Raw genomic sequence first — 17,847 nt, forward strand, 5'->3', positions numbered from 1 at the left:
CTTTAAAACCATAAAACATTGTATTTCAATGAGTTAAGATGCAAAAAAAGGCTCAAAACTAAATTTAGGGTAACAAAAGTCAGTCAAAACAAGCGGATACCACCCTCAAAATGGCTATAAGTTTTTTATTTGCCCCTATCAGTTTGTGTAAAATGATAGGTTGTAGCTCACCTGCACGTCAAAAAAAGAGTTAGCCAAAAAGGAATATTTATAAAAAATTAATTTACTTTACAAGTAACAGTCGAGAGGCCTGACTTTTTAAGCCCGTAAGAACTTGGTTTCTACTTGACTGTCTTTTTTATTTATAGCAAACAAGCATTGTTTATGCACCTCTTATTATTTTGATACCTAAAAAGTAATTACCTATGCTTTTACAACTTCAGCAAACCAATAGCGGAAACAGTGAGAAATTAATTGCCTTTGCAAAAAAAAAATGACATGGAGTTATCCGTTTTAGAAAGTTCAACTGATAACTATTATCTGCCAGGTAAGCCGCTTACTGCAGATGAGCTAATTGCAATTGTTATAAAAAGCCGCAATAGTGGGGCAGTTACGATGGAAGATGCACATAATGCAATAAGAAATACTTATCCTGAAGGTTAAATAATTAATTTATTTTAACTTACATTGATATATAAGCCTGAAATCATTATATCCTTTCCCACATTACCCTTTTATCTCCATATCCAACCGCTCCACTGTTTGCAGGCCATTCAGGCTTTTTAAGCGGCCTACCAGTTCTTCCAGTTCTTCTTTGTCGTGCACAAATACTTTAATGGTGCCTTGGAAAATACCATCGCCGCTTTCTATGGTAAGGGCAGATATATTTATTTTCAGTTCGCCGCTGATGATATTGGTTATTTTATTCACCACACCCACATCATCTACCCCCACTATTTTCACGCCCGAGAGGAACGAAATTTCTTTGTTTTTAGCCCACTTGGTTTTCACAATCCTGTGGCCATAGTTGGCCATTAATTGCGTTGCATTGGGGCAATTGGTGCGATGGATGGTTAAGCCTTTGCCAGTGCTTACAAAGCCAAACACGGCATCCCCCGGTATGGGGTTACAGCATTTGGCAAGGGTGTACATTATTTTGTCGCTGCTCTCGCCAAATATAATTAGCTCGCTGTCTTTTTTGCTGTATTGCTTTGGTTGATCAACTGCAATTTCGGTAATGGTAGTTTTGGGCTTGGGCTGTTCCAGCTTATCGCCCAAAACATTAAATTCCTTTAGTTCCTTCAAGTCAATTGACTTCACGGCAATGGAATAAAACAAATCGAGGTGGGATGAAAGCTTATAAAACGCCATCACTTCCTCAATATTTGGCTGGGTATAACCAGCCCCCATGCCCTCCAGTTTTCTCTGTAGTATATATTTGCCGTCTTCTGCTATCTTCCGCTTGTCTTCTTTCAGGCTGTCTTTAATCTTGCTCCTTGCCTTGGCTGTTACCACCATGCCCAACCAATCTTCGGTGGGCTTTTGCTTGGTGCTGGTAATAATCTCTATCTGGTCGCCGCTGCGTAGCTTGTGGCTAATAGGCACCAGCTTGTGGTGCACCTTGGCACCAATGCAATGGCTACCCACCTCGCTATGCACAGCAAAAGCAAAATCAAGGGCTGTGCTTCCCTTGGGCAGCATTTTCACCTGCCCCTTGGGGGTATAAACATAAATTTCCTCGGCAAGGAAAGAGGTCTTGAAATCTTGCAAAAAGTCGATGCTGTCGCTGTTTTCTTGCGACAATACTTCCCTTATTTGCCCAAACCATTTGTCAAAACGATCTTCATCGCTGCTGCCCTCTTTGTATTTGTAGTGTGCAGCAAGCCCACGCTCGGCTATTTCGTTCATCCGCTTGGTGCGTATCTGTACTTCTACCCATTTGCCCTGTGGCCCCATCACAGTGGTATGCAAGGCTTCGTAGCCGTTGCTTTTGGGGTTGCTCAGCCAGTCTCTCAAACGTTCGGGGCTAGGGTTATACTCGTCTGTGATCATGGAATATACTTTCCAGCACTGCTCCTTCTCTTTTTCAGGAGGGGCATCTAGTATAATACGGATAGCAAACAAGTCATATACTTCGTCAAAAGAAACAGCTTTCTTTTTTATCTTGTTCCAGATTGAGTGTATGCTTTTGGGCCTTCCATAAATCTCGAAATTAAAACCAGTGGCTTCCAGCTTTTCTTTTAGCGGACGTATAAATTCATTAATGTACCTTGTCCTTTCCCTTTTTGTTTCTGCGAGTTTTTTGGCAATATCTTTATAGGCTTCTGGCTCAAGGTACTTCATAGCCAGGTCTTCCAGTTCTGTTTTAATGTTGTACAAGCCCATCCTGTGTGCCAAAGGGGCATATACCCACACCGTTTCAGAAGAAATTTTCAGCTGCTTCTCCTTTTTCATGCTGTCCATGGTGCGCATGTTGTGCAGGCGGTCGGCAAGTTTTATCAGTATCACCCTTGGGTCGTCTGTAAGGGTAAGCAGTATTTTCTTAAAATTCTCGGCCTGCACGCTAGTGTTTGTCCCCATCACGCTGGAAATCTTGGTAAGGCCATCTACAATCTTGGCTATTTCTGGGCCAAATTCTGCCTGTACGTCTTCCAGTGTTATATCCGTGTCTTCTACCGTGTCGTGCAGCAAAGCACAAATAGTGCTCCTTACTCCTAGGCCTATTTCTTCCACGCATATCATGGCCACGGCCAACGGGTGTAGTATATATGGCTCCCCACTTTTTCGGCGCATGGTCTTGTGTGCCTCTACAGCTATTTCAAATGCCGAACGTAGCAACTCCTCGTCCCCTTTTTTAAGCTTGGGTCGTAGGGTTTTCAGTAAAGCACGGTACTGCCGCAATATTTCCTTTTTTTCCTGTTCGGGCGAAAGCGTATATTTATCCTGACTAGTTACTGCCTGTATCGTTTGTTCATCTGCCATGGGTATACGAATATAAGAAATAGAATGCGTACAAAGAAACTATGCTTCCCAAAATTGTTGCATCAAAACTTTTTTTTGTTTTTTTTGTTTTTTGCAAAATGAATGTGTTTACTATAAAAGACCTTGAAAAGCTTTCTGGCATAAAAGCACACACCATACGCATTTGGGAGCAACGCTATGCTTTGCTGAAACCACAGCGTACCGATACCAACATCAGGTACTATACGAACGAAGAGCTTAAAACGGTACTGAATATATCGCTGCTCAATAAATATGGGTTTAAAATATCGCATATTGACAGGATGAGTGCCACCGAGATGAGCAGTAAGATACTATCTCTTTCACAAAATGAAGCACACCAAGAACGTACTATCAACCTACTTATCCAGTATATGATAGACTTGAAAATTGATGAATTTGAAAACCTCCTGGATAGCCATATCCAAGAAAAAGGCCTTGAAAAAACAATTATTAGCATTGTTTTTACTTTTCTTGAAAAAATAGGGCTACTTTGGCAAACAAATCACATCAACCCTGCACAAGAGCATTTGATTAGCAATATTATACGGCAAAAGTTGATAATGGGCATTGAAAAAGCCACTAGTATTGTAAAGGCAAACACAACAGCGTTGCTATTTCTTCCAGAAGCCGAGTACCATGAGGTTGGGTTGTTGTTCATGCACTATTTGTTTAAAGCAAAAGGGATTAAAGTTTTGTACGTAGGTGCCAATGTGCCATTAAAAGACATAGAATATTTAGCAAAGACTGCTAAACCTACTTTTCTTTATACGCACCTTACCGCAGTAGCCAATAATTTTAGCCTTGAGCATTTTTTGCTTCAGCTAAGCAATTGTTTGCCCAATAGCAGGATAGTAGTTTCTGGCCAACTTGTGTTTGCATATAAAAAGAAACTGCCAGCTACTGTTAGCCTTAAAAAGTCATTGGCAGAAGTATTGGCGTTTATTGCAACTGAGGCAACTTCCTAATATTTTTTTTCCAAAGAATTTATTTAATCACTAAAATATTGTTAACTTTATACTAAATTAAAAACGCCTTTATGAAAACGATTTTGATACCCACTGACTTTTCTGCAACATCTAAAAATGCAAGCCTTTATGCCATTGACATGGCAGCCACCATTGGCATCCCAAAAATCGTGTTTTACCATTTTTATGAAACCAAATTGATATATACCCCGGCAGGCGAGCTAGACGAGGTTGCCAGTATTGAACCAAACAGGGAAAAAAGTATTGCAGAACTAGACGCCTTTATCGATTCGCTTGGCACCATTCCGGAAAGGATTGAAATAGAATCTTATCAAGGGGCAGGCTCGGTAAACGAAGGCGTTGTAGAAGTTGCAGCAATTGTTGCTGCCGATTTAATTGTGATGGGCATAGCACCAGGTGGCCTTTTCAAAGAAACTTTTCTGGGCAGCCATGCACTTTCTGTTGCAAAGCATGTTTCTACGCCGGTGCTAATTGTGCCAGCTAGTGCTACTTTTAACAAGTTGGAGAAAGTTACTTTGTTAAGCGATTTCAAGAATGTTGAAGGTAGTGTGCCAGTTAATAAAATAAAAGTGTTTTTAGAGCATGGCTTTTTAGAATTGTCCATACTTCACCTTTTATCTTACGATGAAGAAATTGACAACAACCATCCCGAAAAGCAAAAACTGGAAACGCTTTTTAAAGAGTATGCCCCACAATTTAAGTATAAGGAAAGTGGTCACTATACAGATGATATTATAGATTTTACGGCAGAAAATGATGTGGATATATTAATTGTGGTGCCAGAATACCATAGCCTGATAGAAACATTGTTCAACGACCATACAAAAAAACTTGCTTTTCACAGCAAAGTGCCATTGTTGATTGCGCATAAATAAAACTTAGCCGCAAATGCACTAATGCTCTAATTAGTACGAAGAAATAAAAAGCCAATATTGTTCTAAAGAACATTATTGGCTTTTTATTTTAAAGATTGGGTTAATTCTTTTTTTGAGATCTTGATGCTTTTACTAATAACCCTGAAAGGGTTAAACAATAGTAGCCATGAGTGAAACCTTTGGTAGGCTTGAAGAGGCAACCAACCCTAAAAGAGGTTAACTTACCCTCACCTTATATTGTATAGCAGCCTAAAATGAGGCCGTAAACAGTTCAACACTTTCTTGGGTATCCCCAATTGCTATTCCTTACCACGAGTTGCGCCCGTGGCTACTATTGTTCAACTCCTTCGGGGTTTGGAGCATTGATAATTTCACAACTATCAGCAAATCCAAAAAAGAATTAGACAAAGATTGGCTTTTCCCTCATAAATCATAATTCATCATTCATAACTTCCCTCGTTCCATCACCCGTTTCTACTACATACACTTCTGGCTGTATGCCATATACGCTTTCGTACGACGATACAATATCCGTAACAGCAGCATCCCTCTTGTTTTTGGTAATTAGGTTAATGGTGCAGCCCCCAAAGCCACCGCCCATCATCCGAGAACCGATAACATCATAGTTCATCTTGGCCTGATCCACTAGAAAATCCAACTCGCTGCAACTTACTTCGTACAAGCCTTTAAGCCCTTTGTGCGTTTGGTACATCAGCTTGCCAAAACCAATCATATCATTTGCTTTCAGGCACTGGGCAGCTTCCCGTGTGCGTTCTATTTCCTGGGTAATATACAAGCATCGTTTATGCCCTTCGTCGCTAAGCATATAGCTAAACTGTTCCACCACCTCAGTACTCACGGCCCTGAAAGAGGTAATTTTTTTATTCACGGTTTGGAAAAGGCTTAGCCCTTCCATCGCCTCATCGTAACGGTTGTTGTAGCCACCATCCGTTAACTGGTGGCTTACTTTTGAATTGATTAATACCAACTCATACTCATCATTTGCCAAAGGCAAATATTCATATTCCAAGCTAATGCAGTCCAGCATCATGCAGTTGCCTCGCTTGCCATGCAGGCTGGCAAACATATCCATGATGCCGCATTTAGTACCCGGAAAGCTATGCTCTGCCTCTTGTGCTATCAATGCCATCTGCTGCCTGCTTAGCCCTAGGGCAAACAATTCATTTAAGGCAAACACCAGCCCCGCTTCCAACGCTGCCGAGGAAGATAAGCCTGCCCCTTGTGGCAAATTGCCACCAAACAGGCAATTGAACCCGCCAATAATGTATCTTTTCTTTTGCAGTATATACAGTATGCCCAGCACATAATTGTGCCAGCCCGTTTGCTTTCTTACTTCATGCAGGTTTACTGAAAAAGATTCCTCAATATCCGATGCCACAAAGTTGGCAGTATTGGTATTATTCACAGCAATGGCAAACCAAATCCCCTTGTCAATAGCTGCTGGCAGCACAAAGCCACCATTATAGTCCACATGCTCGCCCAATAAATTTACCCTGCCGGGAGAAAAGAAAACCCTAGCGCCTTCGCCAAACTGCTGTCTGTAATTTGCTAATACTTGCTGTGGAGAATACATAATTTTTTAAAGCGGTGTAACCGTATAGGTTGTTGAAAAAAATGCAGGTATATTGGGTTCTAATAACAACAACCCCAGCCCATTGTTAAAACAATCTGGCGCTCCGCTTAAATTCTCTATAGCAATGCTGTTCCTATGCGGCGGCGTATATATTTGTAAATAGGGATATGTGCTTGATGGCGAAATGCTTAGCTTCAATTTATCGTTTGATAATATGCAAGCAGGTGCATCCGATGGTGTCAACTGAAAACAATTATCTAAAAAAATTCCTTTCAAACTTACCCCTTCTGCAAAACCTTCTTCTGGTTCCAAGTGGCCAGTGGGCAATAAAGTGTCATCAAAAACCACCCTGTTGCCACTACTAAATTGAAGTTTGCAACTGTCTATACTGCCCCCCAATGTAAAATATGGGTGCCAGCCCTGTGCATAAGGTATGGCAGTAGCATTTGCGTGCGTAACCGTGGTAGCCACGGTAAGCTTGTTGCCTGCTTCCAGTTTCCAGTTATGCACAATGGTATATGCAAAAGGGTAGCCCACATCTTCTTTGTTATAAGTGTAAGACAACTGCACAGCAGCATAAGTGTCGGTTGCTTCCGTTTTTTCAACCGTAAAAATAGCATCATACACCAACCCGTGTATGGCATGTGGCGGCAAGAAAAACTTTTCCACCTGATAGGCCGTATCGGCAAAATGGTACTTCCCTTCATTCATTCTGCACGTAAAAGGGCTAAGGAAAGCACTTTTAAAGGCAGGTGTCATTTCCTGCAAAGCCGCTTGCGGGCTTACAAAGCCATCTACTATATTAAGGAATGTTTCAGCTGTTTTAATTTCAAAGCTGTTCAGCAATGCTCCAAACGAATATATCTCTGCCTTGCTATCAGCGGACGTATCGGCAAGGGTAATAGTTGGGAATAATTGCGTGGTATTGATGTCTGCAAAAAAAGCCATAATCCAATCAAGCGTTGTTGAAAGCGTTAAAGATAAATAATGTTGCAACAATTCATTAAAATTGAAATTAAAAAAAACAATATATAGTATCAGAATTGCTTTTATTTGTTTTTTGGGATAGCAATTAATATTTACTACTCATTTATTAAGCCAATATTCAGGACCCAGTGAGAAAACACCAATCAAATATTACATTTACTACCTAGCTTTCACTTTATAGTATTATTTCACCATTTATCCCATCGCCCATGCGTCTTACCCGTTTTGAAATTTATAAATATTCAATCCCCATGGTGCCTTTTACCATCGCTACAGGCACCATGCACTTTGCACAGAACATATTGCTAAGGGTACATACAGATAGCGATATTACAGGCATTGGCGAGTGTTCGGCTTTTCCTATGATCGTGGGCGAAACACAGGGCACTTGCTATGAACTAGCAAAAGATTTTGCCCAAATTTGGAAAGGCAAAAACCCTTTGGACATCCCCGCTAGGATGAATGAGCTTCATGCGGCAGTAGCAGGCAACTATACCATCAAAAGTGCTTTCGACATGGCTTTGTACGATATTGCCGCAAAACAGGCTGGCCTGCCGCTATATGCCTTTTTAGGGGGCAGCAAGAAAGAAATCGAAAGCGACCTTACCATTGGCATTGGCAGCCCCGAGGCAATGGCTGCAACGGCCGTGGAATTTGTTGCCAAAGGCGTGACGATGATAAAAGTAAAACTGGGCAAGCAACCCAACGAAGACATCGAACGCATCAAGCAAATACGTGCAGCCATTGGCAATAGTGCAATACTGCGTATTGATGCCAACCAAGGCTGGAGTTACGACGAATCCTTACAAGCACTTACTGGCCTTGCGCCATATAATATCCAGTTTTGCGAGCAGCCCATGCGCAAGTGGAACGATGGGCGGCTACCTAGCCTTTGTGCCTTGTCGCCCATCCCTATCATGGCAGATGAAAGTGTTTTTACCCACCACGATGCTGAACGGATTATAGAAAACAAAGCAGCTGCATATATCAACATTAAGTTTTCCAAGGCCGGCGGCATACACGAATCGCTATTGATAAATGAAGTAGCAGCCAAAAACAATATCCCCTGTATGCTTGGCGGTATGTTAGAAAGCCGGGTTGCACTCACTGCCAAGGTGCATGTGGCCATGGCCTGCAGCAATATCCAGTTTTACGATTTAGACACCTGCTTGCTTGGGCATTTAGCCGACCCAGTTATTAGTGGCTGCACCTACAACGGCATGAAGCTGGAAATTAGCGATGCCATTGGCATAGGTGCAGATGTAGATCCAGCTTATTTAAAAAATTTAGAGCAAATAGTGATTTAAAAACTACGCTACTACTTAGGTATTTTTATGCGGCAAAGACTAAGCTGGAAGGTAATATATATATATTGTTCACAAAGCATTGCCGAAAATTACCACTTTATACAAATCGCTAATTCAATATGAATGAAGTATTTGTGGTGAGTAGTTACAAAAAAAAGCAGCCACAATTTTGTGGCTGCTTCAAAAGGTAATCTATAAAAGGAGTTTACTTGTTAGTAATCATAAACCTTTGTGTATTGTACTTAGCATCGTCTCCTTCGAGTGATATAAAGTATAAGCTACTTTTTACACCAGTATTTAACTGAACTGATACTTGGTTATTGCCTTTTAATGCATTTACAACCTTGGTACTAATTGTCCTTCCTGCAATGTCAACAATTTTAAGGCGAAGCGTAGCAGTTGTTGGGCTAACAAAACTTACCTTAAATGTACCATTGTTAGGGTTAGGCGTTATGCCTACTGTTTTCACTTGCAATGCCCTTTCTTCTACAATGTCTTCCTTGCTAAAGCTAAGGTTGTTTAGGCCGGTAGCAAAGCTGGTATTTTGGCCAGAAGGCACTTCTACCGAGAATACCACAGAAGTAATATCAGAAGCATCAATCACGGCAGGGCTGTTGCTATCGGTAGATTTAAACTCGCTCAAACCAATTTGATACCCTTTCCCATCTTCCAAGCCAGTAACAAGGTAGCTGTATTGCTTATCCCAGCCAGTAAGGCTTTGTTTGGTAAATGTAACCCTCAAGTTAAGCCCAGCAGTATTGCTGTTTGCAGTAAATTTAAATGATTTGTATGCACTTAAATCTTGCGCTGCACCACCACCTCTTAAAAATTTGTAGATAGATACATAATTTGACGTGGTAGCTTGTACCTGTACATTCCTTAGCAAAGAATATTCAGCGGCATTGTACTGCCTAGATTGGTCGTTTGCAACAGTGAAACTAGATACATTTGTTTTTGCAGCGTCATAGCTATTGCCCCAGATACCATCTGCCATGTAAACCAAATCTTGCAATTTGTTGTTCATATACATTTTAACATCTGCTTGGTAGTTATCGCTAACTGGTATGTTTATTACAGATGAAGCATTTGCAGGCACCGTGAATGGAACCACCCTTACCACTGGCTTGCTGTTTTCATTGGCACTTTCAGTCATTTCAAAATAACCAGAAGTATAGGCTGTCTTGTTATTCACAGTCAGGCTAAGGTTTGTTGCCTTCCTTGTGCCAGCAGAAACATAAGCACTTGGCAAATCATAAGCACTTGCAAACTGCTGCAAAGGCTGTTGTGCTTGTAGCCTGCTTAGTACTTCTGTAACCATGGTAGTTACGTTAGCAGGGGAGGCAGCCCACAATTGATAGTTTACCAATGTGTCTTCGCCAATATAATCCTGCGTCATCCAGTTGCTTTGTATAGAATAACTAGCCCTTGCTGCTTTTTTACCTGCGGAGAAGCTGATGGCATATTCTGTGCTACCATCTTCTTGTTTCAAGGTATAGCGTACAAACGTATATGATTGTATTTGTACTGTTTCTACTTTCAACAATTGTGCACCACGCAACCTATCACAGATTGGTTTAGTGTGGGTATAAACGCCGCCCAATGTCTTGGTTGCAAAAGCAACTGCTTTGTTTACATTGTCTAGCGTAAAGTCAACCGCACGCACATCAATCGCATTGGTGAATGTTTCCAAATCGGTTACAGCCGCTGTTTGGTCGTACTGAGTATAAGAAGCATCTACTTGGTAAGGCATGATGGCTGCCAAAGAACTTGTATTTGTTACGCCAGCAGTAGCTATTGTACCTCTTGTAGGAGCGGCAATCAATGTAGCTTTTGAGTATTCAGCAAGGCCATTGTTGCCTTTTTTGTACATGCCATAGTTACGTTTGCCTATCACATCACCCAAGCTTTTACTTTCTACACCACCTCCAGCACCAGAACTAACTGAGCAAGAATAGATGTATAGTTGCTGCGTAATACTGTCTTTGCAAGTGCCATTAGATACTACCAATTTCACATTATAAGTATTTGCTACAGTAAATATTGTGTCGGCAGGGGTAGCAGATGTAGAAACTAATACACCATCAAAGTACCAAGCATATGTTGTAGCACCTACACTACTATTGGTAAAGCTTGCTTTGTTGTTGCTTAAACAAGGGCTGTTGGCAACCGTTGTTGTAGTATAAGCAAAAGCAGCAGTAGGGCAAGATGGTACACTAATAGGATTAGTAACAATTGTTTTAGAGATTGTATCGCTACAACCAGATGCACTTGTTGCCACCAATGTTATGGTATAAGTACCCGGTGCATAGTAGATAGGGCCTGGGTTAACTAAAGTCGATGTAGTACCGTTTCCTAAATTCCAGCTATAAGATGTTGCACCAGCACTTGTGCTTACGAATGTATAGCCATTGCCTGTACCTGTATTTGCACTAAGGTTAAACGAAGCAACTGGTTTAGCCACTACATGTATCTGAACTGTAGATGCATGTGCTTCGCAACCCCTTGTGTCTTTTACAATCAATGTTACATCATGGTCACCTGCTGTTAAGTAAGTGTGTGTAGCATTTTGTGTGTAACCATACGTACCATCGTTGAAATCCCACAGGTAAGTGTATGGAGCCGTACCACCAGAGAAATTACCAGTGAACACATAGCTGTTACCAGAAAAACATTGTGTCAATTGGTTAACACCAATGCTTGCTGTCATATTACAAACCGGAGGTGTTACGTTTACATAACCTGCATCAATGGTTGGGTTGTTGATATCCAACGCATCGGTTGTGCTTGCTGTATTGATAACTACAGTTGGTGTGATACCAGTTGTAGCATTTGCATCGCTATTGTTATCTGTTTTAATAGCTGGGTTTTGCAAAGTGATATTACCGCCCCACATGGTTGTAGGGAAATGAACTTGGTATTCACCGCTGTTCAAATTAGGGAAACTATAATATCCTGGGTTGGTGCCATTGTACCCAGTTAAAGTACTAGCTACCAATACAAATGTGCCTGAAGCATTTTTTTCGTACAACTGAACAGGAACGTTGTTCATCCCGTTGGTGGTAGATTCGTTGTTGATGCCATCACCATTGGTATCTTGCCATACATAGTTGCCTAGGCTACCTATGTTTGTCCTGTAACCAGCATCTATAGTTGGGTTATCCCTATCCAAACCGCCCAATATTGGGTTGATGGTTACTACATTGCTAAATCCTGTTGCTTTAATAGCATCGTTGTTACCATCTATTTGTGTACCAGCAATTATTACATCGCTTATTGGATAGTTACCAATATGTGTAGGGAACTGTACTTTATAGTTTGCACCTTGTAAATAAGGGAAATTATAATAACCCGGCCTCCCTAATGTATCGTTGGCAGTAATTGTGCTATCAAATTTGGCATAAGAGCCAGAACCTGGAGCTGTTTCTTTATACAAATAAACTTTGATACCGTTGATACCATCACTATCCGCTTCGTTTTGCAAACCATCGTTATTGTGATCGTACCATACATAATTACCTAAGCTGCCCAATGGTTTGTAACCCGCATCAATGGTTGGGTTATTTACATCCAAAGGATTGCTGCTATAAGTAATGATTGGGGTGATTGGGCTAAAGCCTGTGTTTACATCCGCGTCGCTGTTACCATCTGTTTGTGCAGTGGTAGTAGCTACTGTTAATGGTGTACCGTTCACTTTCACAGGGAAAGATACTTTGTAGTTACCCGTTAACAAATCAGGGAAGTTGTAATAACCAGGGTTGCCAGAAGCATTGTTTGCAGTAACCGCAGAGTCAACTACAGCATAAGTTCCAGAACCATTGTCTTTGTACAAATACACTTTCACGCCGTTTATACCATTTGCAGCCAATTCATTTTGCTTGCCATCAATGTTGCCATCATACCAAACATAGTTACCAAGGCTACCAATATTGGTCCTATAACCAGCATCAATTGTTGGGTTGTTTACATCCAATGCAGTAACACTAGATGTATTGATGTTTACAATACCGCTAAAGCCAGTTGCTTTGTCAGCATCGTTGTTGCCATCTGTTTGAGGAGCAGCATTTGTTACATCGCTTAGTGGGTAGTTACCTACTTTGGTAGGGAACAACACTTTGTAGTTACCATCGTGCAAACCTGGGAAGTTGTAGTAACCTGGCTTGCTTGAAGCATCGTTTGCTGTAACAGTGCTATCGAAAACAGTATATGTACCTGGTGTAGTTTCTTTATACAAGTAAACTTTTACACCGTTCACACCATTGCTGGCTGGCTCATCTTGTAAACCGTTGTTGTTATCGTCGTACCAAACATAGTTGCCAAGGCTACCAATATTTGTTTTGTAACCAGCATCTATTGTTGGGTTGTCTTTATCTAAACCACCGTTACCAGCAGTAATAGTAGCTATTGCGCTAAAGCCAGTTGCTTGGTTAGCATCGTTGTTACCATCTGTTTTTACAGTAGCAACGTTTACATCGCTAATTGGATAGTTACCTACTGCAGTTGGGAACAACACTTTGTAGTTACCATTGTACAGGTTAGGGAAGTTATAGTAACCAGGATTGCTTGAAGCGTCATTTGCAGTAACAGTGCTATCTACTTTTACATAGTTACCAGCTGTCAATTCTTTGTACAAATAAACTTTTACGCCATTTATACCAAAGCTAGCCGCTTCGTCTTGTAAACCATTGTCATTTACATCGTACCATACATAGTTGCCTAAGCTACCCAATAAGTGGTAACCAGCATCTATTGTAGGGTTTACCCTGTTTAATCCTGAACTTAACAAGTTCATGGCAATTACCGGGCTAAAGCCTGTAACAGTATCAGCATCGCTGTTGCCATCTGTTTTAATGGTAGTTGTTTGCGTAGTTACAACTTCGTTGCCAATTGTAGTTGGGAACAATACTTTGTAATTAGCACTTTGATCAAGGTTAAAATTATAATAGCCAGGGTTGCTGCCCTTATTAGCTGTAACAGTAGAATCTTTTAGAACGTAAGGACCAGCTGCGCCACCTTGCTGCTCATACAAATATACTTTTACGCCATTGATACCTTGGCTGGCAGCTTCATTTTGAAGGCCATCTTGGTTAATATCGTGCCATACATAGTTACCCAAAGAACCTGTAGGGTAAAAACCAGCATCTATAGTAGTATTGTCTTTATCCTGACCAGTACCAGAAGCATTGATGGTAACTACTTCACTCAAACCTGTTGTAACATCAGCATCAGAATTGAAATCTGTTTGTTGCGTTTGGGTAACAGTAGGCGTTATTTTATAGTGGCTATAATTGGTAGGGAACTGAACATAGTATTTGCCAGAAGGTATTTCTACAAATTTATAGTAGCCTGGGTTACCGCTCCAATCGTTCGATGTAACGCTTGAATCCAATAACACATCATCGCCACCACCAATTACACCATCAGCACCAGCACCGTATAGGTAAACTTTTACACCATTCAAGCCAAGGCTTGCTGGTTCGTCTTGCAAACCATTTTTATTAGTATCCAACCAAGCATAGTTACCTATAGATCCCAATACAGGTGTACAATTGGTAGTCATACCTACTTTGTTTGGCACAGCAGGCAGCAATTGTTGGCCATTATCGGCACGGCTTACTTGATACTTGATAGAGTTATTCATCAACAAACCTGCTGGAACACCAACTGGTGCACGCATAGGCCATGATAAGGTAATACTATCCAACACTGGCAAATCAGCAGACCTTGTAATTTTAATAGCCCTTACAGTAGTAATGTCAACTGGAGGCGTTGTTGACCAACTTGGCGTGTTGCAACCTCCTGGATTGGTAGCTGGCGAAAAGTCGCTGTAACAAGGGTTGGTAACAGTAGTATAATAAACAGTTGTAGAAGCATCGCTTGTAGTAATTGGGCCAGTAAGGTTTGCATACCATTGGCTACCACGGTAGTCGCTAATGAAAGGGAACACATCTACCAATACTAAATTCTTAGCTACTACATTACCCAAATTTTTAAGGGTAATTTTATAATCAACCGGGCCACCTTCTTGTGCAATGGCCACTGTAGGATAGTAAACAATAGTTGGGTCGCAACCACTTTGTCCTTTATAAGCCCTTAATGCTACTGCGCTGATAATATTGATATTAACAGGATCAGTAATTGTAGTAAACAAGGCATTATTACTAGTCAAAGTAAACCTATTAGGAATAGTTTGAGGCAATGTACCTGGTGTTATAACTGCATTGAAATTAACATAGTAATCTTTACCAGGGGTTAATGTACCCAAGTTATACGTAAGCACTGTTTTACCACCAACTGTTGAAACAACAGGTGTGATTGCAGCAGCACTACCACCACCTACCGTGTAGGTAGAAGAACCTGGTACATAGTTTAATTTAGTATCCAATGTATCAGAAACAACTACAGTAGTTGCTGCATCATTACCACCCAAGTAAGTATGGAATTGGTAACCTACAGTATCGCTTGCTTTAAAGTTGTTGTCTGAATTAGTGATAGATTTATAGCTATCGTGGAAAGCAGGTTGTGCAAAAATAATTTCTGCACTGTCAGAACAAGCTGAGTAGCTAGTTTGTACACCGTTGTAAGAATAAGTACCAGTAGAAATATTGTGTACTACTGTACCGTCATCACCTATTGCACTTGCAGGGTTATAAGTTCCCTCAACAATAGGTGTACCATCTTTTGCACCTGTAGCAGCAGTACGGCTATCACCGCAATAGCTTAGGTCTTCATAACCACCAATTGGCAAGTTACCTGTTACTTGAAAACTTACCTGGGTCAGGTATTCCCCAGCAGCCAAAGAAGGTGTGTGGTCTACCGGAGTAATGCCATTTGCAATATCCAAAGATTGATAAGTACCTAAAGTAGTGAATGAAGGATTTAAGTTAGTAGCATATTTTACTAAGATTGTTGCAGGAGCAGCAGAATCAAAACCATCGTGTACAGGGTTTACCTTGATGGTATTCATGTTGATGCTCTTGTCAATCGTATAAGTAAGGTCAACTTCGTCTAAAGAAGTATTACCTGCATTGTACCAACCATTGCTAAACCGGTTACAATTTGTACCAGCTAAGATATGATGGTCTAACCAATAAGCTGTAGCAGCAGTAATACCGCCACCATTACAATTGGCTTGTGCAGCAGGAGCTGAAAGGGCAAAACATGTATTTCCAGAAGCGGAAGTAGAACCGTAAGTACCAATACCTGGTAAAACAGGGATACTGCCACTTAAATTACCATAGTTACATACGTTTTGACCAAGAGAAAAAGTTGGCGAAGGATATTTTACGCTTACAAATGCCGAAGAACCATATCCTGAAAGTGAAGTGCCAGCAGGCCAAGTCCATGTTACAGTATTATCTGTTGCATTGTAAACCGGAGCATTAGAACCGCTGAATGGGGTTGCTTGTGCAAAAATAGCACCAGCAGGCAAGGTGTCAATAAATATAGGGTCGCTTAAATTAAGGCTTCCGCTGCTTGCATTGTTTGAATTGATGTTCAAGGTATATATAGCCAAATCGTTAATGGCACCTCCAGCTTTCAAGCTTTTGCCTACAGTGTAGTGGTTAGCTGCAATAGCAGTTACATGTGTAGTATCAAAAACTGGCCCTAAAGGATGGTTACCTGCATCAACAAAATTGTCCCCATTCATAGAGGCAACAATAATTGGGTCATATCCATTAGGGGTAGTACCGTTAATGTACTTAAACTTAATCTGTACCTGCCCAGTACTACCCGCTGGCAAAGGATTTACAAAAGTAATTTTAATGGAATTGGTAGCCGCCGTGTAAGTAACAGAAGCTACTTGGCTTTCGTCGTAAGCTACTGAATTAGCAAACGGGCTAATTACATAAGGTACTAAGTTTTGTGGAAGTGCCAAAGTCGCTACCACATTTTGCCCATTGCTTGTAAAGCTGGAGCATGCATAATTTACAGTGTCGATAAATTGATCGCCCGTATTTATAGTTGGCGTGTTTACTCCTTGGTGAATAGCCAAAGTTACCTGTGCTGAACCAGCAGTGGCTATCAACAAAAAAGCCGCTGCTAGGAGCGTTTTCACATTCAGTAAGAATGATACTGATTTACGGCAGAAATCGTTGGTGAAAGTAGAAATGTTTAACACGTGCTGTTTATTTAAAGTTGTATGATATGGGGTTTACTAATTGCTATTTTTAACGGTGCAGAACTGTACTTCGCCAAATTTGTTGATACCTATCACTAATTTAGAAGACTCATCATTCTTTAAGTTATATTCCAACAAAGTTTGTTGTATTCTTTTATCTGGCTCACCTAATAGTGCCACAACTTCAGATATAGTCGTTGTTTTAGCACCCATTCTTGTACTAGCAAGCACATCAGCACTTGCATCTTTCACACGGATAAGGCTTTGCAATTGTTTGTAAGTTGCTAAGCGGTCTTTTCCTTTTTGAGATTGGAAAAGCGAACTGTTCGCCTTGTCCTTGTCAGACAAACTAATTTTTGCTGTTTGTGCATTGGCATGTGTTGCTATGCAAACAATAAGAAACAAAACGTAAACAAGATACTTCATATATGACCGTTTTATGTTATTAACAAATGTGAACAATATTTAAAAATGTCGACGAATATACACAACCTATTTCATTTATATATAAAAAACCTTAAATTAACCATCGGAAACGATTGCAATTCAATGTGTTTTATGCTTTTTTAAGTACGATGCCAATACTTATAAACGTTTAAAACTTTGATTTATTGCTTTTGCTATAGTTTTTTTAACCTTATACAAAAAAATAATCCTAAACCATGCCACAAAAATGCAGTGAAATACCCCCCTAAACAACCCCTTAAATTAGGGGGGAAGTAATCAGTGAAATAAATAAATCCAAAAATTCAATCAAGTGCTTGTAGCTTAACAAAGTCCCTGCCGCTTCCCCTGTCCCCAACCTATATGGGGGAAAATTGGGCTACTCATGGGGGAAATATGCCCCCATATAGGATTCCTCTTTTGGACTACTCTCACAACTTTACTAAGTTTACAGCGATTTATCTATAGGCAGACTTGGCAACATAAAAAGAATCATTTTTAATACATGATAAATCATCATTGATACACGATTAATACACATTGATACACAATAAATCATCATTAAATCCACAATAAATCACCATTAAGTCAC

Annotated in this window: 9 protein-coding genes; 4 read left to right on the plus strand and 5 right to left on the minus strand. The window is 40.5% G+C overall.

What is annotated here, in order from left to right; translation table 11 throughout:
* Positions 1 to 438 precede the first annotated feature (438 nt).
* On the plus strand, positions 439 to 603 hold the full coding sequence (locus ACHFIY_RS05065; protein ID WP_410844982.1) for a hypothetical protein: 165 nt from the start codon (positions 439 to 441) through the stop codon (positions 601 to 603).
* 63 nt (positions 604 to 666) lie between these two features.
* Here ACHFIY_RS05065 and ACHFIY_RS05070 read toward each other — a convergent pair whose 3' ends face one another.
* A complete protein-coding gene (locus tag ACHFIY_RS05070; protein ID WP_410844983.1) occupies positions 667 to 2,922 on the minus strand; it encodes a RelA/SpoT family protein in 2,256 nt (751 codons plus the stop codon).
* Positions 2,923 to 3,020: 98 nt separating this feature from the next.
* Here ACHFIY_RS05070 and ACHFIY_RS05075 point away from each other — a divergent pair, with 98 nt between their 5' ends.
* On the plus strand, positions 3,021 to 3,908 hold the full coding sequence (locus ACHFIY_RS05075) for a MerR family transcriptional regulator (protein ID WP_410844984.1): 888 nt from the start codon (positions 3,021 to 3,023) through the stop codon (positions 3,906 to 3,908).
* A gap of 71 nt (positions 3,909 to 3,979) precedes the next feature.
* A complete protein-coding gene (locus ACHFIY_RS05080) occupies positions 3,980 to 4,804 on the plus strand; it encodes a universal stress protein (RefSeq protein ID WP_410844985.1) in 825 nt (274 codons plus the stop codon).
* Positions 4,805 to 5,234: 430 nt separating this feature from the next.
* Here the strand turns inward: ACHFIY_RS05080 and galK are convergent, their stop codons facing one another.
* Together galK and ACHFIY_RS05090 are read right to left on the minus strand one after the other, a co-directional pair.
* Positions 5,235 to 6,398 carry a galactokinase gene (gene galK, locus ACHFIY_RS05085; protein WP_410844986.1) on the minus strand — a complete coding sequence of 388 codons (1,164 nt, stop codon included), beginning with the start codon at positions 6,396 to 6,398 and terminating at the stop codon, positions 5,235 to 5,237.
* A 6-nt stretch (positions 6,399 to 6,404) separates the two neighbouring features.
* Entirely contained in the window at positions 6,405 to 7,346 is a 942-nt protein-coding gene (locus ACHFIY_RS05090) for an aldose 1-epimerase (protein WP_410844987.1), read from the minus strand.
* Positions 7,347 to 7,594: 248 nt separating this feature from the next.
* Here ACHFIY_RS05090 and ACHFIY_RS05095 point away from each other — a divergent pair, with 248 nt between their 5' ends.
* Positions 7,595 to 8,692 (plus strand): mandelate racemase/muconate lactonizing enzyme family protein, encoded by a 1,098-nt coding sequence (locus tag ACHFIY_RS05095; RefSeq protein WP_410844988.1) that lies wholly within the window; start codon positions 7,595 to 7,597, stop codon positions 8,690 to 8,692.
* Between the two features lie 205 nt (positions 8,693 to 8,897).
* Here the strand turns inward: ACHFIY_RS05095 and ACHFIY_RS05100 are convergent, their stop codons facing one another.
* Together ACHFIY_RS05100 and ACHFIY_RS05105 are read right to left on the minus strand one after the other, a co-directional pair.
* On the minus strand, positions 8,898 to 16,748 hold the full coding sequence (locus tag ACHFIY_RS05100; protein WP_410844989.1) for an SdrD B-like domain-containing protein: 7,851 nt from the start codon (positions 16,746 to 16,748) through the stop codon (positions 8,898 to 8,900).
* Between the two features lie 99 nt (positions 16,749 to 16,847).
* Complete coding sequence (locus ACHFIY_RS05105) at positions 16,848 to 17,237, minus strand: hypothetical protein (protein ID WP_410844990.1); 390 nt, start codon at positions 17,235 to 17,237, stop codon at positions 16,848 to 16,850.
* Positions 17,238 to 17,847 lie beyond the last annotated feature (610 nt).

It is taken from the genome of Parasediminibacterium schistidii, from assembly GCF_046546515.1.
Taxonomy (GTDB): Bacteria; Bacteroidota; Bacteroidia; order Chitinophagales; family Chitinophagaceae; genus Parasediminibacterium.